This is a genomic window from Serpentinimonas raichei (assembly GCF_000828895.1).
Classification (GTDB): domain Bacteria; phylum Pseudomonadota; class Gammaproteobacteria; order Burkholderiales; family Burkholderiaceae_C; genus Serpentinimonas; species Serpentinimonas raichei.
Map to the genome: position 1 here is coordinate 387,637 of NZ_AP014568.1, position 16,284 is coordinate 403,920.

Annotated in this window: 16 protein-coding genes and 2 pseudogenes; 3 read left to right on the forward strand and 15 right to left on the reverse strand. The window is 67.9% G+C overall.

The annotated features are described in order from the left end of the window. Positions 1 to 194 precede the first annotated feature (194 nt). On the forward strand, positions 195 to 1,427 hold the full coding sequence (locus tag SRAA_RS01865) for an IS110 family RNA-guided transposase (RefSeq protein WP_045530664.1): 1,233 nt from the start codon (positions 195 to 197) through the stop codon (positions 1,425 to 1,427). A 210-nt stretch (positions 1,428 to 1,637) separates the two neighbouring features. On the opposite strand, the gene SRAA_RS01870 is transcribed toward SRAA_RS01865, so the two are convergent. From SRAA_RS01870 to gspG, 14 genes and pseudogenes are all read right to left on the reverse strand, one after another. After that, a complete protein-coding gene (locus SRAA_RS01870; protein ID WP_045533080.1) occupies positions 1,638 to 1,970 on the reverse strand; it encodes a HigA family addiction module antitoxin in 333 nt (110 codons plus the stop codon). A gap of 14 nt (positions 1,971 to 1,984) precedes the next feature. Continuing rightward, positions 1,985 to 2,104: pseudogene (locus SRAA_RS12575) on the reverse strand (type II toxin-antitoxin system RelE/ParE family toxin); the annotation flags it as partial. A gap of 179 nt (positions 2,105 to 2,283) precedes the next feature. Further along, positions 2,284 to 2,562, reverse strand: a complete 279-nt coding sequence (locus SRAA_RS01875; RefSeq protein ID WP_045530666.1) for a type II toxin-antitoxin system RelE family toxin — start codon at positions 2,560 to 2,562, stop codon at positions 2,284 to 2,286. Then, entirely contained in the window at positions 2,546 to 2,770 is a 225-nt protein-coding gene (relB, locus tag SRAA_RS01880) for a type II toxin-antitoxin system RelB family antitoxin (protein ID WP_045530667.1), read from the reverse strand. Before relB ends, SRAA_RS01875 begins: the two co-directional genes overlap by 17 nt. Before the next feature lie 64 nt (positions 2,771 to 2,834). Next, on the reverse strand, positions 2,835 to 4,280 hold the full coding sequence (gspE, locus tag SRAA_RS01885) for a type II secretion system ATPase GspE (RefSeq protein WP_045530668.1): 1,446 nt from the start codon (positions 4,278 to 4,280) through the stop codon (positions 2,835 to 2,837). Then, entirely contained in the window at positions 4,277 to 6,505 is a 2,229-nt protein-coding gene (gene gspD / locus SRAA_RS01890) for a type II secretion system secretin GspD (protein WP_045533082.1), read from the reverse strand. The genes gspE and gspD overlap by 4 nt, the downstream gene beginning before the upstream one ends. 5 nt (positions 6,506 to 6,510) lie before the next feature. After that, positions 6,511 to 7,401, reverse strand: coding sequence for a hypothetical protein (locus SRAA_RS01895; protein ID WP_052467442.1), 891 nt, complete (start codon positions 7,399 to 7,401; stop codon positions 6,511 to 6,513). Further along, the gene (gene gspM, locus SRAA_RS01900; RefSeq protein ID WP_045530669.1) at positions 7,398 to 7,934 is read right to left on the reverse strand and encodes a type II secretion system protein GspM; all 537 of its coding nucleotides are present in this window, start codon (positions 7,932 to 7,934) and stop codon (positions 7,398 to 7,400) included. The genes SRAA_RS01895 and gspM overlap by 4 nt, the downstream gene beginning before the upstream one ends. Further along, on the reverse strand, positions 7,931 to 9,163 hold the full coding sequence (gspL, locus tag SRAA_RS01905; RefSeq protein WP_052467443.1) for a type II secretion system protein GspL: 1,233 nt from the start codon (positions 9,161 to 9,163) through the stop codon (positions 7,931 to 7,933). The genes gspM and gspL overlap by 4 nt, the downstream gene beginning before the upstream one ends. 50 nt (positions 9,164 to 9,213) lie before the next feature. Then, positions 9,214 to 10,236, reverse strand: coding sequence for a type II secretion system minor pseudopilin GspK (gspK, locus tag SRAA_RS01910; RefSeq protein ID WP_082039849.1), 1,023 nt, complete (start codon positions 10,234 to 10,236; stop codon positions 9,214 to 9,216). Beyond that, complete coding sequence (locus tag SRAA_RS01915; protein WP_045530670.1) at positions 10,233 to 10,964, reverse strand: PulJ/GspJ family protein; 732 nt, start codon at positions 10,962 to 10,964, stop codon at positions 10,233 to 10,235. Before SRAA_RS01915 ends, gspK begins: the two co-directional genes overlap by 4 nt. Then, positions 10,965 to 11,345, reverse strand: a pseudogene (gene gspI / locus SRAA_RS01920) (type II secretion system minor pseudopilin GspI); the annotation flags it as partial. A gap of 104 nt (positions 11,346 to 11,449) precedes the next feature. After that, entirely contained in the window at positions 11,450 to 11,956 is a 507-nt protein-coding gene (locus SRAA_RS01925) for a prepilin-type N-terminal cleavage/methylation domain-containing protein (protein WP_045530671.1), read from the reverse strand. Between the two features lie 60 nt (positions 11,957 to 12,016). Next, complete coding sequence (gene gspG, locus SRAA_RS01930; protein WP_231849376.1) at positions 12,017 to 12,394, reverse strand: type II secretion system major pseudopilin GspG; 378 nt, start codon at positions 12,392 to 12,394, stop codon at positions 12,017 to 12,019. 145 nt (positions 12,395 to 12,539) lie between these two features. Here gspG and SRAA_RS12000 point away from each other — a divergent pair, with 145 nt between their 5' ends. Beyond that, positions 12,540 to 13,079, forward strand: coding sequence for a hypothetical protein (locus SRAA_RS12000; RefSeq protein ID WP_144318683.1), 540 nt, complete (start codon positions 12,540 to 12,542; stop codon positions 13,077 to 13,079). 38 nt (positions 13,080 to 13,117) lie between these two features. On the opposite strand, the gene gspF is transcribed toward SRAA_RS12000, so the two are convergent. Next, the gene (gene gspF, locus SRAA_RS01940; protein ID WP_045530672.1) at positions 13,118 to 14,338 is read right to left on the reverse strand and encodes a type II secretion system inner membrane protein GspF; all 1,221 of its coding nucleotides are present in this window, start codon (positions 14,336 to 14,338) and stop codon (positions 13,118 to 13,120) included. Between the two features lie 243 nt (positions 14,339 to 14,581). Here gspF and SRAA_RS01945 point away from each other — a divergent pair, with 243 nt between their 5' ends. Beyond that, positions 14,582 to 16,282 carry an alkaline phosphatase D family protein gene (locus SRAA_RS01945; protein WP_082039851.1) on the forward strand — a complete coding sequence of 567 codons (1,701 nt, stop codon included), beginning with the start codon at positions 14,582 to 14,584 and terminating at the stop codon, positions 16,280 to 16,282. Positions 16,283 to 16,284 lie beyond the last annotated feature (2 nt).

Consider the following 16,284-nt stretch of genomic DNA (forward strand, 5'->3'; position numbering starts at 1 on the left):
CTAACTTGACCCGCCGCCGACCACTCGTACCCTGGATTGCCTGCGGGCGCTGCCCTGACCCAGTCGGATCAGTGCATGCCTGACAGCCCACATTAAATGGAGCCGCCGGGCTTGCCCGGCAGGCCGTTGGTCTGCGGCACCCATGCTTGCCCTGCACGCTTGTGATTATCGTTCAAGCTGCTAGGAGAGATGCAATGGATTTGACCCCGATGCACAAGCGCGTGCTCGCGCTCGATGTTCACCAAGCCAAGATCACCGCGTGTGCCGTCGTCGAGCACGATGACGGCCGCGTGCAGGTGACCAAGCGCGACTTTGGTGCCTTCAAGCGTGATCGGCGCGCCTTGGCGCAGTGGGCGCTGCAAATCGCACCCGAGGTAGTGGTCATGGAGAGCACGGGCGTGTACTGGAAGAGCCCGTTTGCGGCACTGGAGGCGGTGGGCATCATCGCTTGGGTGGTCAACGCAAGGCACGTCAAGGCCGTGCCCGGTCGCAAGACCGACATGGCCGATGCGCAGTGGCTGGCCACGCTGGCGCGTGCGGGGCTGCTGCGCGCCTCGTTCATCCCTCCCCAGCTCATGCGCCAACTGCGCTTGGTTGCACGCCAGCGGCAAAAGCTGGTGGGCATGTGCAGCGCCGAGAAGAACCGGCTGCACAAGGTGCTGGTGGATGCGGGCATTCGCCTCAACGTGCTGGTCTCCGACATCCACGGCAGCAGTGCGCGTGCGATGATCAAGGCGCTGATTGTCGGCCAGCCCATGCACGAGGTGCTCGATCACAAGGGGCGGCTGCGTGCCAGCCGAGACGAGTTGTTCGAGGCCCTATGCACCGAGCAGTTCAGCGCCGCGCACCGCTTCGTAGCCGATGAGATCATGCAGCACATCGAGTCTCTGGAGCGGCGCATAGCGGGCTTTGATCGGTACTTGCTCGAAGGTCTGCGGCCCTGGCGGGCGCAACTGACGCTGCTGCAAACCATTCCCGGCATCGACGAGCAGGGCGCGGCCATGCTGCTGGTAGAGATTGGCGCAGACATGAGCGTCTTTGGCAGCGCTGAGCGCCTGGCTAGCTGGGTCGGCATTTGCCCGGGCAACAACGAGAGCGCGGGCAAGCGCAAGTGCGGGCGCATCCGCAAGGGCAACGCTTGGGTGCGAAGGCTGTTGTGCGAGTTTTCCCAAGCTGCGGCTCGAACGCGCTGTGCGCTCAAGGCCAAGTTCGATGCGCTGACTATCCGCAAGGGGCGCAAGAAGTCCATCATCGCGCTGGCGCACAAGATGCTGCGCACCATCTACGCCATGCTCACCCATGGCACCCACTACCGGGACAAGGAGGTTGATTATGAGGCGCTCAACGTCGAGCGCAACGCCCCACGCTGGATGAAGATGCTGCTCAAACACGGCTTCATCACCAATCCCGCAGCCGCAGCCGCCTGAGGCTGACCTACCCGCTGATCTCGCGGCCCCGGCCAGCCTGAGGTCAGGATGAGTCTCGGCTGCTGGTGGGGTGTCTTCCACATTAAGCTCGGTCATCGCCCTGTTATTGTAACGGGAATTTTCTGGCTTGAAGCCGCCTTGCGCTTTTTTTTGAGGAAAATGGTGTCAGGCCACGGTTTCGGCATACAAACTTTTCCCAAGCGGCATCGATCAGAGGGAGGCCACCCGGGCTGTCATGGGTTTGTGAGCAGGGCGGTCGTAGCGCGGGATGTGGGGCAGCACATCGGCTAGGCGCTCGCGCACCACTTGCGCATCGTAGTGCGCCTGCAAGGCCAGCCAGCCCTCGGCATCGACGCCAAAGAAAGCACCCAGCCGTGCAGCGGTATCCGCGCTGATGGCCCGGTGGCCTTGCACGATTTCATTGATGCGCCGACGCGGCACATCAATCGCCTTGGCCAACGCGTACTGGCTAATCCCCAAGGGTTCGAGCCAGTCTTTGAGCAGGATTTCACCCGGATGGATGAGGGGTACTTCGCGTGTCATGGTGTGTTCCTCCATCAGTGGTAATCCACGATTTCAACCTGCCTAGCATGCCCTGCATCCCACACAAAGCACACCCGCCACTGGTCATTGATGCGGATGCTGTGTTGCCCCGCCCGATCTCCCGAAAGCGCTTCCTTCGCGGCGTGTGAGCCTCAGCGCTTGGACGCGGCAGGGTGGGTGTTCCCGCCCCCCTCACTCCCGCGTCACGCGCAGCAGTTCTTCGGGGCTGGTGAGGCCCTGGGCGAGCAGGCGGAATGCGCTCGATAGCGATCTGAGGCCCTTGCTCTTGGCCCTGGCGACCGACCAGCCGCCGTCATGGGCGGCGCTGGTACACCTCGCGCCTGTTACCGATACGAATGACCAAAATTCGCAGGGCATCGTCTTCGATCAGGCTTATGACTCGATAGTCGCCGACGCGGTATTTCCAAAACGCACCCAAGCTCGAGCCTTTGAGCGGTTCTCCGATGCTGCGGGGATCATCCAGCAGCGCCACGCGCTCACGCAAAAATGCGGTGATGCGTCTGGCAACTGGTTTGTCGAGCTTGGACAAGTCATTTTCAGCGGCACCATCAATCTTAATCAGATAGGCCAAGGCGGCGCTCCACTTCTTCGATTGAGTGCGCCTCGCTGCGTCCGGCGCGGGCCTGTAGCAGCCTGTGCTCAGCCAAGTACAAATCCTCTAGATCGTCCAAGTGCTCGATGATCGCCTCACGTGCATAGTAGGTCTTGGTCCGTCCGGTGGCGTGCGCTAGCGCGCTCAGCCGGCTTTCGATTTGCTCGGGTAGTCGTATGGCAAGCATGGCAGTCCTTTGGGCGTTGACTGCCTTGATTATACGTGTATATCAAAGATCCCGTACCCCCCCCTCACTCCCGCGTCACGCGCAGCAGTTCTTCGGGGCTGGTGAGGCCCTGGGCCAGCAGGCGGGCGCCGTCGTCGCGCAGCAGGGTCATGCCTTGGGCTTGGGCGGCGGCGCGCAGTGCGGCTTCGGGGGCGCGCTGGTGCACCAGCGATCGCAGGGCGTCGTCGGCCAGCAGCAGCTCGAAAATGCCGCTGCGCCCGGCGTAGCCGGTGTGGCCGCAGTGGCTGCAGCCCACGGGGTGCAGGTGGCCGTCAGGGCCGGGCTGGCGGCAGTGGGGGCAGAGTTTGCGCAGCAGCCGCTGCGCCAGCACGCCCAGCAGCGAGCTGCTGAGCAAAAAGGGCTCGACACCCATGTCGGTCAGGCGTGTGACGGCGCTGGCGGCGTCGTTGGTGTGCAGGGTGGCCAGCACCAGGTGGCCGGTGAGCGAGGCCTGGATGGCGATTTGCGCGGTCTCGAAGTCGCGGATTTCGCCGATCATGATCACGTCCGGGTCTTGGCGCAAGATGGCGCGCAGGGCGCGGGCGAAGCTGAGCTCGATTTTGGGGTTGACCTGGGTTTGCCCGATGCCGCTGAGCTCGTACTCGATCGGGTCTTCCACGGTCATGATGTTGAGCCGCAGCGCGTCCAGCCGCTGCAAGGCGGCGTAGAGGGTGGTGGTCTTGCCGCTGCCGGTGGGGCCGGTGACGAGCACCAGGCCGTGCGGTTGCGCGATCAGGTGCTCGAAGCGCTCAAGCGTGCTGCCCTGCATCCCGACGGCGGGCAGGGTGAGCTTTTGGCCCGATTTGTCGAGCAGGCGCAGCACGGCGCGCTCGCCCTGGGCGCTGGGCAGGGTGGAGACGCGCACGTCGATGGCGCGCTGCCCCAGCCGCAGGCTGATGCGGCCGTCTTGGGGCAGGCGTTTTTCGGCGATGTCGAGCTCGGCCATGATTTTTAGGCGCGAGATCAGGGCGGCGTGCAGGGCGCGGTTGGGTTGCACCACTTCGCGCAAGATGCCGTCGATGCGAAAGCGCACGCTGGAGTGGCGCTCGTAGGGCTCGATGTGGATGTCGCTGGCGCCATCGCGGGCGGCTTGCGTGAGCAGCGCGTTGAGCAGGCGGATGATGGGGGCGTCGTCGGCGGCTTCGAGCAGGTCTTCGATGGCGGGCAGCTCTTGCATCAGGCGCCCGAGGTCGGCTTCGCTCTCGACTTCGCTGACCACGGCGGCGGCGCTGTCGGCGTCGCGCTCGGCGTAGGCGGCGCTGATGTGCGCGCTCAAAGCGCTGGCTTCGCTGGCCTGCCAGGCGCAGGGGCCGTGGCGGCGCAGCACCTCGTTGATGGCTTGCAGTTGGGCGCGGGCGGCTGCGGGCTCGGTGCAGTGGCCGATGAGCAGCGTCTGCTGGCCCGATTCGTCGAGCAGCAGCAGCTTGTGCTGGCGCGCAAAGGCGTAGGGCAGCGGGTGGCGGCGGCTCATGGGGTGGATTGCGGGGCGGGTGCCGTGGGGGTGGGTTGGGGCAGCAAGCGCAAGGGCAGTTGCGGCTGGCTCAAGTCGAGCGCTGGCAGCGCCGGGGCCTGGTTGATGGAATGCACCGCGCTGGGGGTGGGCTGCTGCTGCTGTTGGGCGGCGCGGATCAGGTCGTAGCGGTCTTGTGACAGCGCGTCGCTGGCGCGTTGGTCGCGCAAAATCACGGGTCGCAAAAACACCATCAGGTTGGTTTTGTTGCGGTTGCGCCGTTCGCTGCGAAACAGGCTGCCCAACAGCGGCAGCTGGCTCAGGCCGGGGACTTGGTCTTGGGCGGCGCCGTATTCGTCTTGCAGCAGGCCGCCGAGCACGATCACGGCCCCGTCATCGACCAGCACGTTGGACTCGATCGAGCGCGTGTTGGTGATGGGGCCGGTGGGCGAACCGATGGAGGCCGGCACCACCGAACTCACTTCTTGGAAGATCGACAGCCGCACGGTGCCGTTTTCGCTGATCTGCGGCCGCACCCGCAGCGTGAGGCCCACATCGCGCCGCTCGATGGTCTGAAAGGGGTTGACGGCGCCACCTTGGCCGCCGACGTTGGTGAAGCTGCCGGTGATGAAGGGCACGTTTTGCCCGATCACGATGCGCGCTTCCTCGTTGTCGAGCGTGAGCAGGTTGGGGGTGGACAAGATATTGGCCTGCCCGCTTTGCTCCAGCAGCCGCACCAAGGCCGAGAGCACGTAGCTGCCGTTGATGCGCTGCGCTAGCCCCAAGTTGAGGCCGGTGGAGGGCATTTGTTGAGCACCCGTGGCCAGGTTGAGCAGATTGGCTCCCCGTTCACCGAAGTTGGTGCCCAAAAAGCCGATGGTGCCAGCGCCCGAGCGGCCGATCAACTGCTGCCACTGGATGCCGAATTCGCTCGCTTGGTCGGCGCTGACTTCGGCGATCACGCTCTCGACGAAGACCTGCGCACGCCGGGTGTCGAGCCGCTCGATGAGGGCGCGCAACTGCCGAAACACCGGCTCGGGGGCGCTGATGATGAGCGAGTTGGTGGCGGCATCGGCCTGGATTTGGCCGCCGGTGCTGCTGGGGGCAGGGGCTGCTCCAGCGCCCGCTGCGCCGCCGCTGGCACCCACGGCGGCCCCGGCAGCGGTGCGACGCAGCGCTCCCAAGGCCCCTGCGGGTGCGCCAGCCGCCGGGGCGGTGGCTGCGCCGGTGGCGGGGCTGGTGTCGCCGCCTAGGCCGGAGTCGGCAGCCAGTGCGGCGCGCAGCGTGGTGGCGAGCTCGACGGCGTTGGCGTTGCGCAAGTGCACCACGTGGATGTTGCCTTGTGCGCCGCCGCTGGGGGCGCGGTCCAGTTGCGCCACCAGCGAGCGCACCAGCGCCACCCGGGCCGGGTTGGCGGCGCGCACGATGATCGAGTTGCTGCGCGGCTCGGGCAGCAGCACGGTGCGAAAACCCGCAGCAGCGGTGGCGGGCTGGCCAGCGGCGGCGGGAGCGGCGGCATCGCCATCGAGCAGGCGCTGCAGCACCGGAATCAGCTCACCCGCCAGCGCGTGCTGGAGCCCAATCACCTCGACCCCGGTGGCGTTGGCCACATCAAAGGCGGCAATGATTTGGGCGATGCGGCGCAGGTTGTCGGCGTAGTCGGTGATGATCAGGCTGTTTTGGCCCGCATTGACGTTGATCGGGTTGTGCGCGCTCACCAGCGGGCGCAGGATGGGCACCAGGTGGTTGGCGTTTTCGTGCGTGAGGCTGAAGATCTGCGTCACGATCTGCTGCCCACGCGGCATTTGGGCTTCATCGAGCACCGCGCCGCTTTGCAGCCGGGCGTCGGCCTCGGGCAGCACCTTGAGCAGGCCTTGGCTTTCCACGATGGCAAAGCCGCGCAGGCGCAGCGCCGAACTGAACAGTTGCAGCGCCTGCGCCGGCGTCACGGGGCGCTCGGTTTGCAGGTTGAGCGTGCCGCTGATGCGCGGGTCCACCACCACGTGGCGCCCGACCAGCACCCCCATGGCGCGCGCCACGGCGTCGATTTCGGCCTGCACGAAGTTGAGCGTGATGGGCGCACCGGGGCGCACGGCGGGCGTGAGCGCTAGGGTGGGTGTGCTGGCTGCCGTGGCTGGGGCAGGGGCCGGGTTGTTGGCCAAGGCAGCGCCGGTTGTGGCGGCCAACAGGGCCGCGCCACTCAGGTGGAGCCAGGTGCGGAGCAGGGTGCGGGGCAAGTGGGGCATGGGGGTCATCCGATTCTGATGTGGGCGCGCAGGCGGCCGTCGCGCTGGCCCAGCATGTTGAGCAGGTTCGACAGGGCGCCCAGATGGGCTTCGTCGGACTCGGCCAGCCCACGAAAATGCACGCGGCCACTGACGATCTGCCCTTGGCCGCTGAGCTGAAATGGCCCGGCCAGGGTGCTGAGGCGGATTTGGGTGGGCTGCTCGGAAGGGGCGGAGGCAGCGAGCGGGCTGCCCTCGATGTGCAACTGGTAGCTGCCCAGCGGGCGCAGGGTGGAGAGCGCGGTGGCCAGCCCGTGCGCTTGCAGCACCAGGCTGCCGTGCAGTTGGGCGCGGCCCAGGTGCAGGTGCAAGCGCAGCCCTTCGCTGTGTAGGCCGATCTGGCCTTGCAGATGGAGCGAATTCCAGGGGCTGCCTAGGCCGCTGAGCAATTCGGCCGGCCAGGCGCTTTGGTGTGCGTCGAGGTGCAGGGTGGCGCTTTGCCAGCCTAGGCTCAAGACCCCGGCCAGCGGCTGCGGGGTGCAGCAAGGCGCGCGGATTTGCCAAGCCAGCGCCGGCCCGCCCTGCCAGTGCGGCCGCAGCCGCCACTGCAGCCCTTGCGCCAAGGCCGTGCGGTCGTGGCTGCCGGCACCGGCGCTCAGCAGCAGGTCGGAGCGGCCATTCCAGACGCTGCCCTGTGCATTGGGCAGGTTGATGCGCCCGGCGCTGGCGCTGCTCACGGCCTGCGCCAGCCACTGCGCCGGGGCAAACAGCGCCAGGCCCAGCAGGAGGCCCAGCAGCAGCCCTATGAGCGCCGCCAGTGCGGCCCAAGTGCCGGCCCCCTTGCCTTGGGCGTGCTTGGGGGGCGCTTTAAACGCCGCCGCCAGCCGTGGCAGGGTTGCGGATGGGTTGGGCTTCATGGTGCCGCCAGCCCAGCGCCGCCAAACCACACGGTGCCGCTCCACTGCGCCGCAGGGGAGGCTCCGGCGGGGGTGGCGGGGGCGGCATCGGCGCGCTGCAAATCGGCGCGCAGTGGCAGCAAGCGGGTGTTGAGGCGCACCGCTTGCAGCCAATCGGCCAGCGCCTGTGGACTGGCTTGGCTAAAGGCGACCGCCAGCGCATCGGGCTGCGCGCTGATGCTCGCCTGTGGCCCGAGGTGGCTCAGGCTCAGGGCTTGCAGCGCTTGCAAGGTGGCTTGGCGGCTGGGCGCGGCCCCGGGCGGGGCTTGCTGCAAGGCCTGTGCCTGCGCTGCCAGTGCCTGCATCTGTTGCCACTGCGCCAGTGCAGCGGCGCGCTGCTCGGGCGCCTGTTGCAAGGTGCGCAGCGCCGGATGGATGGCCCACTGCCACAACACAAAAGCCAGCAGCACGGCCGCACCCAAGATGGCGGCGCGGCGCTCGCGCTGGGCCAAGGCGCGCCAGCGGGCTTGCAGCACGGCCAGGGCGGCCTTCATCGGGCGCTGGCCCAGCGCAGGGTGCTGCGCTCGGAGTTTTGGGGCTGAAATTGCCAGCCGCTGGGGGCCAGCGCCGCGCCCAGCTCCTGCTGCGCCGCCGCGCTCAAGGGGGCGTGAGCGAGTTCGGCGCTGCCGCCTTCAAAACGCAACTGGCGCAACTCCAAGGGGCTGCGGGAATGGGCGCGCCCCATTTGCTCCAGCAGCGGCTCCAGGTCGCTAGGGCTGAGTTCGCTGCGCGCTTGGCGCAGGCGGTCGAGCTCGCGCTGCATTTGCAGCGGCGCATCGAGCACCAGTTGCACCTGGGGGAAACTTTGCTGCAAGGTGGCATGGCTGAGCTGGCGCAACTGCACGATTTCTTGGCGCGCCTGCCAGGCGTTCAGGTTCAGGCCCAGCAACTGCAGCGCCACCAAGGCCCCCAAGCCCCAGCGCAGCGGCCGCCAAGCTGGGCTGCCCCAGTGCTGGCGCACCTGCTCCAGTGCCAACCGCCAGCGCGCGCTGCGTGCTTGCAAGTGCAAATCGAACTGCGCCAAATCCCAGCCGCTGGCCAGCGCCTGCTGCCAAGGGTGGGCACCGCTGCGGGTTTGCCAAGCCAGCTCGGGCAAGTGCTGCTCGGCCAGGCCAACCAGCGCCGGGCTGGCCCAGGCCGTGCTGCCGGCCTCGAGTGCGCCCACGGCTTGCAAGCTGCTGTGCAGCAAGGCGCGGTCGGCGGCGCTGGCTTGGGGCTGCAGCGGCCAGCACAGCGCACCGTGGGCCGCACTGGCCAGCAGCTCAGGGGCCTCGCTGCTGCCGCAAACCCAGACCCAAGGCGGGTGCTGCGGCGCGCAAGCGGGCAGCACCGCAGCCAGCGGGTGCTCAATCGACTGCAAATAGGCCACGGCCCGATGCAGCGGCTCGCGCTGGCAGCAAGCCACCCAAGTGTCGGCGGCGCGGCCGGGCTGAAAACCTGGGGTCAGGGCGTAGTGCAAATCGGGCAAATCGCTCAGCAGCCGCTCTTCGAGCAGGCCATCGAGCAAGGCGCGCAACTTGTGCGCAGGTGCCTTGGGCAGGCTCAATTGCAACCAGCTCAAAGCCTGCGCCGGCCACACCAGTACCGTGGCGGGCTGGCGCGCAATCGCCTCGGCGCTGTCGCAGCCCTGCCCGGTGAGGGTTGCGCCCTGCAGCGTCACCCAGTCCCACAGCGCAGTGGGCGAGTCGCAAGCTAGGGGTTGGCGGGGTGAGATCAGCAGCACGGTAGGGGGGGTGGGCGCAAGCGGTAAAAAAAGCAATCGATGATGATACTTCAGGCTCGTGGCGCAACCGGCGCGCCGCCGCGTTGGCGCCAGATGGTGCGCACGTTGATGCCCTCGCGCAACACCAGCGAGCGCTCTTGCACCGTCAACTCGTCGAGCCGCAACTGCCCGTGCAGCAGAAAATAGCGGCTGCTCAAGGTGAAGCGTTCGGCGTTGATGTGCGTGCGGGCGCTGCCGAAAGCAGGGGCGGCTTGCTCCAGGCTGGTGAAGTGGGAGCGCTCGCGCTGCTGCACCAGGCGCTGCGCCTGTGCCCGATCCAGCCCCGGCACGCTGGCGTAGAGCGCCAGTTCGCTGCTGGTGTTGAGGTTGAGCGCGGTGCGCTCGGGCAGCCAGGTGGCGTGGTCGGCCATGCGCTGCAAGGTGGCGGGCGAGAGCCCGAGCCACTGCAATTGTTCAAAATGCTGCGGCAACAAGGCGGCACCCTGGCCGGCTTGCAGCGTGCGCAGCAGGCGCTCGGAAAACTGCAGCAGATCTTCCTGCGGCAGGCCGAGGGCCTGAAACAGTTTGGCAAAGCTGGCCATGCCGGTGCCAGAGAGCCGCAGGTTCTGGCCGCTGCCCTCGACCAGGTTGCGCAGGTTCATCCGCGCCTGCATGTCGTGGATGCGGCCCGATAAAAAAGACTCGGTCAGCAGGGCTTCGGGGTTTTGCTCTTGCGCGGCCAAAAAGGTGTTGAGGCGCGACTCTTGCAGCGGCACCGACCAAGGCTCGGCCAGATGATCGATCTGGCTGGCGCGGGCGTCTTCGCGCAAGATCAGGCGCGCCCAGTCCAGCGCCCCGGTGAGCAGCCAGGCCGATTGCACGCGCTGGCGCTCGCTTTGCTCGATCTGCCAGGCTTGCCACTGCTGCCAGTAGCCCGATGCGCTCAGGGTGGCGGCCAAGGCCGCCGTGAGCAGCGCCAGCAGCAGGGCGGCGCCGCGCTGCTTGTGCGGACCGCTGGGTGGGGTGCGGCTGCCGTGGCGGCTGGTGAGTGGGCTGTGGCCAGTGCCCGTGCCGGGGTCCAAGAGGGGCTTCATCCGCTTTTGCCTCCGCCCACGCGCGGGTGGATCCAATCGTGGGTGATGGGGCCGCCCGGCACCGCTTGCCCCTCAAGCGGTGTGAGCAGCAGGCGCACGCCCTCGGGTGCGCGCAGGGCTGCCGGGTCGGTCGGGGCGGCTTGGTTGGGTGCGGTTTGTGCGGGTGTGGTCGCAGGCTGCCACTGGCCGCCTTGGTTGAGCAGCACCTGCCACGAGCGCAGCGGCAGCAGCGCCAGCGCCTGCTGTGGCAGGTCTGCATTGGGCTCGCGCTGCCACAGTTGGGCCGCCTGCCAGGCGCGCAGCAAATCGTGCTGCTGCGTCACGGGCGGCGAAACCCAGCGCGACCAGTGCGCTGGGGCCTCGGCGCTGGCAGGGCTCAAGGCCCAGGCCACCACCACCAGTCCCGGCTCTTGGTCCGGCGGCGGGTGCGGGTCGGTGCGCACCAGGCGCAGCAGTTGGCCGTCGAAGCTCAGCGCGGGCACCACGGCGTTTTCGTGCAGGTGGTTGAGGTCGGTCGACCACTGCGCCAGCGCGGTTTGCCACTGCAGCCAGCCTTGGGTGTGGCTGCGGGTGTGCGACTCGGTGCGGCTCATGCCGTCGAGGCCGCGCCAGCTAAACAGCGCCAGCGCCGACATGATGGTGAGCGCGACCAGCAGCTCGATCAGCGTTAGGCCGCGAGTGCGCGGACGCGGCCATGGCTTGGGGGCGAGAGCGCGCAGCGGCTGCATTCAGTGCCGCCCGATCACGGTCAACAAGGAGAGCAACTGCACCGGCGCGGCTTCGGGCGTGCTGCTGGGGCCCTGCACCTCGGCGCGCACGCGCCTGAAGCTCGGGTTCAGGGTGGGGCTGACGTCGAGCGTGACCTCAAACACGCGACCGCCTTGCTCGCAAGTCTGGCTGCTGCGCCCCACGGCGGGGAACTGGGGTTGCAGGCGCAGGTTCACGAGCGCGTTGTCGGCGCACAACTGGGCCAACCACTGCTGCGACTGGCGCTCGGCCAGCCGGGTCAGGGCGGCGCTGGCTTGCAGGCCAGCCGTCAGGCTGATGGCCACGATGGCGAGTGCTACCAGCACCTCGATCAGCGTGAGGCCAAGCTGGCGTGGGGCTGGGCGCGGGCATCGGCCGTGGCGACTTGGTTTATCCCGAAAAGCGGCAACCGCAGGCGCAGGCGCTTGGGCTGTTGGGTGTGCTGGGGCAGGCATCGGGCCAATCCTCAAGGTTGACCTTGGCCGGAGGGCAGGATGGCAAAGGGCAGCGCGCCATTGCTGCCGATGCGGATTTCGTGCTCGCCCAAGCGCAAGCTCAGGGTTTGGGCGGCGATGATGGGCTCCGGCCCCAGCCGCAGCACCTGGGCTTGCGCGGGCCGCAGCACCTGGGCCTGCACGCCGGGGTGGAGCCAGTTTTTGGGGCCTGCCAAGGAAGCACCCTGAGCGATTTGGCCCCTCTGCACCGCTGGCGCACCGGCTGTAGCCGCGCCAACAAACTCAAAGCCGCTGGCCGTGCTTTGCCAGTGCAGCGCGCTGCCGCTGGCGCGCGACAGGGCGCGCCCGGCCTCTAGCCAAGCCACCAGGCGCTGCGCCTCGCGTTCGAGCTGCTGGCTCGGGCCGTCGCGCAAGGACACGCTCACGGCCCCCGCAGCCAGTGCGACGATGAACAGCACCACCAGCAGCTCCAGCAGGGTGAAGCCGCGCGGGCTGAAGGGGCGAGGGCGGTGAGGCACAAGGCGGGCTCTGACGCTGTGCAACGGGGCGGGCCGCTGGGTGGCTGGGGTGGGCAGGCGCTACTGCCAGCTGCCGATGTCGGCGTTGATGCCTTCGCCACCGGGCTGGCCGTCGGCCCCGAGCGAGAGCACGTCCACCGGCCCATGCACGCCCGGGTTGAGGTAGCGGTAGGGGCGGCCCCAGGGGTCGGTGGGCAAGCGCTCGATGTAGGGGCGCCAGTTGGGCGGGGCGGGGGCTGTGGTGGGGCGTTGCACCAGCGCCTCCAGGCCCTGCTCGGTGCTGGGAAAGGCTTGGTTATCGAGCCGGTACAGGCGCAGGGCTTGCATCAGGTTGTTGACGTCGGTGCGGGCGGCGGTGACGCGCGCGTCGTCGGCCCGATCGAGCACGTTGGGCACGATCAGCGCCGCCAGCACGCCGATGATGACCAAAATCACCATCAGCTCGATCAAAGTAAAGCCACGGCTGCGGTGCGAACGCCGGTGGGCGCTGGCGCGTGCGTGCAGATCAGTCAGGCGCAGTGAGGTGTGCAATCGAAGGCTCCCAAAGCTCGAGGTCAAGATCATGGCATCATAATCGGTGCCCATGAAACCATTGCTGCGCACGCCCAACCTAAGTCTGCCCTCGGGTACGCCCGCCGTTGCAGCCCTAGGGCGGGGCGGGCGTGTGGGACGCCGGGTGCAGGGTGGGCGCGTCCAGCTCGGGCCGGTGCTGGCCGCGCTGCTGGTGTGGGCGCTGGTGGGATTGTCGCTGGCCTTTTGGGCCAGGCCGTGGTGGCAGCCCAACCCGGTGCCGCTGCCACCGGCTGCCCCCCCCGCAGTGCAAGTGCAGGCCGAGCAGGTGGCGCGCGCTTTGGGTGCGCAAGCGGCTGCGCCCAACCTTGCCGGGCAAGGTGAGCCCCTGTCGGCGGCCACGGTGCTGCAATTGCTGGGCGTGGTCAGCGACGGCCACGGGCACGGGGTGGCTTTGCTGGCCGAAGCCGGGCAGCCAGCCCGGGCGCTGCGCGTAGGCCAAGCGCTGCCCGATGGTTGGGTGCTGCATTCGCTCAGCGCCACCGAGGTGGTGCTGGCGGCCCCGGCTGGCCAAAGCGGTGAGCGCCGGCTGGCGCTGCCGCAGACCGAATAAACCGCAACCCTCTGGGGCATCCAGCAGCAGCCCTGTAGCTATTGCACCAACTGGTTGAGTTCGATGATGGGCAGCATCACCGCCAGCACGATCAGCAACACCACCATCCCCATGCCGATGATGAGCAGCGGCTCCAGCACCGTGGCCATGCGGGTGGCGCGGCGCTGCACCTCGCTGCCCAGTTGGTCGGCCGCACGCTGCAGCATGGTGGGCAATTGGCCGGTTTGCTCGCCCAAGCGGGCAAAGAGCGGCAGCAACCCAGGAAAGCGCTGCTTGGCGGCCAGTGCGTTGGCCAGCGGCGCCCCTTCGCGCACCAGCACCAGCGCGGCCAAGGCGTCGGCGCGCAAGGCCTGGTTGTGCAAGGTGTCGGCGGCGGTGTGCAGGGCGCGCAGGATGGGCACCCCGGCACCGGCCAGCATGGCCAGGGTGGCAGCAAAGCGGGCCGCGTTGTAACCCTGCGCCAGCGGCCCCAGCAGGGGCAGGCGCAACCAAGCCGCATCCAACCGCAGGCGCAGAGCCGGCTGCTTGCGCGCCCACGCCAAGGCCATGCCGGCACTGGCCAGCAGCAGCGCCAGCAGCCAGCCCCACTGGCGCAGCAAGTCGCTGGCGGCCAGCATCAGCACGGTTAAGGTCGGCAGGCTGCGTTGCCCGCCCGCAAAGGCTTGCGCCACCTGGGGCACCACGTAGCTCATCAGAAAAACCACGATCGCCAGTGCAAAAACGGTGACGATGGCCGGGTACAGCGCCGCCGCCAGCACGCGCTGGCGCAACTGCTCGCGCTGCTGCATGTCGTCGGCCAAGCGCTGCAGCACCAAGCCCAGTTGCCCGCCCTGCTCGCCAGCGGCGACCACGGCCAAAAAGCTGGCATCAAACTCACGCGGGTAGTGGCCCAGCGCACGCGCCAAGCTGGAGCCGGCGTTGACTTCGGCGCGCAAGCCAAACAGCAGGCTGCGCTGCGCGGCGTGCTCGGCTTCATCGGCCAGCACCGCCAACACCCGTTCGAGCGGCAAACCGGCCCCCAGCAAGGCCGCCAACTGCTGGGTAAACAGCAGCAGCGCGGTGTGGCCGAGCACACGCCGCTGCCACAGGGTGGGGTTCCAGCCGCTGCCCTCTTGGGTTTGGGCGGCGGGCTTGAGTTCCAGTGGCACCAGGCTGCGCGCGCGCAGCAAGCCACGCGCCAGCCGCGCCGATTCGGCCTCGATCAGGCCACGGTGAGCGCGCCCTTGGGCGTCGAGGGCTTGATAGCTGTAGGCGGGCATGGGCTCATTTTAGGGGCGGACCGAGGTGGACGGATCGGATTGCATCAGCAGAAAAGCTAGCAATTGGGCCGCTGAAAGCAAGAAATGGCGGTTATGCAACCCCCTATGCAAGCTCCAAAGCCGCAGACTTGGTTTGCAGCAGGTCGCGGCAGCGTCACGAAAATGGTGTAGAAAGTGGGGCGCGCCTGTTTGGCGTGCCATGGCCGGTTCTCAATTTTCACCACAACCCTCCGGAGCCCCCGCATGCAGCAAGCCTCTCGACGCGATTTCGTCATCCGCCTGGCCTCGGTGGCCGCTGTAGCCGGTGCCGGCACCGCCCTCACCGGTTGCTTGGGCGACGGTGGTGACTCGGTGCCACCCCAATTCTCCTTTGGAGTGGCCAGTGGCGATCCGCTGGTCGACCGCGTGATGCTCTGGACGCACGCACAATTCCCCGACTCCAGCGTCGATGTGGCCCTGACTTGGGAAGTGGCCAGCGACGCCGCCTTCACGGCCATGGTCTCCAGCGGCAGCGCTGTGGCTGCAGCCGCTACCGGTCATACCGTGAAAGCCGATGCCGGCGGGCTGGCACCGGGGCGCGAATATTTTTACCGCTTCCGCTTTGGCGTGCACAGCTCCCCAGTCGGGCGCACCCGCACCCTGCCCGCCGCCGGGGCAAGCCAAGTCAGCATGGCGGTGATGAGTTGCTCCAACTTCCCCGCGGGTTTTTTCCATGCCTACTCAGAAGTCACGCGCTCCGGGGCGCAGTTTGCGCTGCACCTAGGCGACTACATTTACGAATACCCCACCGGGGTTTTTACCGGCCTCAACGCGCCCGCCGAGCGCTTGCAGGCCAACCCAGCCACCGAACTCATCACCCTGTCGGACTACCGGCGCCGCTACGCGCAGTACCGTTCCGACCCCGACAGCAAAGTGATGCACGCGGCGCTGCCCCTGATCGCCATTTGGGACGACCACGAGCTGGCCAATAACTCTTGGGTAGCTGGTGCCCAGGAACACGACCCCTCCACCGAAGGAGCCTTCAACGCCCGCCGCGACGCCGCCATACAAGCCTGGCACGAGTGGTTGCCGGTGCGCTCACCCAACCCGGCCAATCTGCGCTCCATCAACCGCAGCTTTGATTTTGGCGGGCTGCTGGCGCTGCATCTGCTGGAAACGCGCCTGCTGGCGCGCGACCGGCCGCTGGAAGTGCAAGAATTGGTCAATCCAGCCACCGCTGCAGCCGCGCGCGCCACCCTGGCATCCGCCACCCGCACCATGATGGGCCGGGAGCAACTGCAGTGGTTGCAAGGCCGCATGGCCGCCTCGCGCGCCACCTGGGAGGTGCTTGGCCAGCCGGTGCTGATGGCGCGCATGACATTCCCAGTCAGCGTGTTGCAGCACCTCAACCCGGCCAACACCTCGCCCGCAGCCGTGGCGGCCGGCCAACAGGCTGTGACCGAATACCTGACGGCGCTGGCGACGCAGGCGCAAGCCCCGGCGAGTTTGACCGCCGCGCAGCGCGCCTTGCTGGACCCGGTCCAGAACCCGCAGTTGGGCTACAACCTCGACGCCTGGGACGGCTACCCGGTCGAGCGCGAAATGCTGCTGGGCATGGCGCGCCAGTTGAACAAGCGGCTGGTGGTGCTGGCGGGCGACACCCACAACGCCTGGGCCAGCCGCCTGACGCTGATGGACGGAACCGTGGTCGGCAACGAATTCGCCACCCAGAGCATCAGCTCGCCCGGTCTGGAGGAATACCTGATCGGCCTGACGCCCGTCCAGACGCAGCAGATTTTCCGCGGCGTGGTGGGCGATCTGCGATTTGCCGACACCGGCCGGCGCGGCTTTTTGCTGATGGAGTTCACGCCCCAGCATGCGCGCGGCACCTGGCACTTCGTCAGCAGCGTCAAAACCCGCACGTACACGCTGGACACCAGTCAGTCGTTGAGCGTGAGTGCCTGAGG

Excerpts from the sequence above, each read along its gene's own strand:
- SRAA_RS01865 (WP_045530664.1), top strand. The coding sequence starts at position 195 with ATGGATTTGACCCCGATGCACAAGCGCGTGCTCGCGCTCGATGTTCAC.
- SRAA_RS01870 (WP_045533080.1), bottom strand. The coding sequence starts at position 1,970 with ATGACACGCGAAGTACCCCTCATCCATCCGGGTGAAATCCTGCTCAAA.
- relB (WP_045530667.1), bottom strand. The coding sequence starts at position 2,770 with ATGCTTGCCATACGACTACCCGAGCAAATCGAAAGCCGGCTGAGCGCG.
- gspE (WP_045530668.1), bottom strand. The coding sequence starts at position 4,280 with ATGAGCCGCCGCCACCCGCTGCCCTACGCCTTTGCGCGCCAGCACAAG.
- gspD (WP_045533082.1), bottom strand. The coding sequence starts at position 6,505 with ATGCCCCACTTGCCCCGCACCCTGCTCCGCACCTGGCTCCACCTGAGT.
- SRAA_RS01895 (WP_052467442.1), bottom strand. The coding sequence starts at position 7,401 with ATGAAGCCCAACCCATCCGCAACCCTGCCACGGCTGGCGGCGGCGTTT.
- gspM (WP_045530669.1), bottom strand. The coding sequence starts at position 7,934 with ATGAAGGCCGCCCTGGCCGTGCTGCAAGCCCGCTGGCGCGCCTTGGCC.
- gspK (WP_082039849.1), bottom strand. The coding sequence starts at position 10,236 with ATGAAGCCCCTCTTGGACCCCGGCACGGGCACTGGCCACAGCCCACTC.
- SRAA_RS01915 (WP_045530670.1), bottom strand. The coding sequence starts at position 10,964 with ATGCAGCCGCTGCGCGCTCTCGCCCCCAAGCCATGGCCGCGTCCGCGC.
- gspG (WP_231849376.1), bottom strand. The coding sequence starts at position 12,394 with ATGGTGATTTTGGTCATCATCGGCGTGCTGGCGGCGCTGATCGTGCCC.
- SRAA_RS12000 (WP_144318683.1), top strand. The coding sequence starts at position 12,540 with ATGAAACCATTGCTGCGCACGCCCAACCTAAGTCTGCCCTCGGGTACG.
- gspF (WP_045530672.1), bottom strand. The coding sequence starts at position 14,338 with ATGCCCGCCTACAGCTATCAAGCCCTCGACGCCCAAGGGCGCGCTCAC.
- SRAA_RS01945 (WP_082039851.1), top strand. The coding sequence starts at position 14,582 with ATGCAGCAAGCCTCTCGACGCGATTTCGTCATCCGCCTGGCCTCGGTG.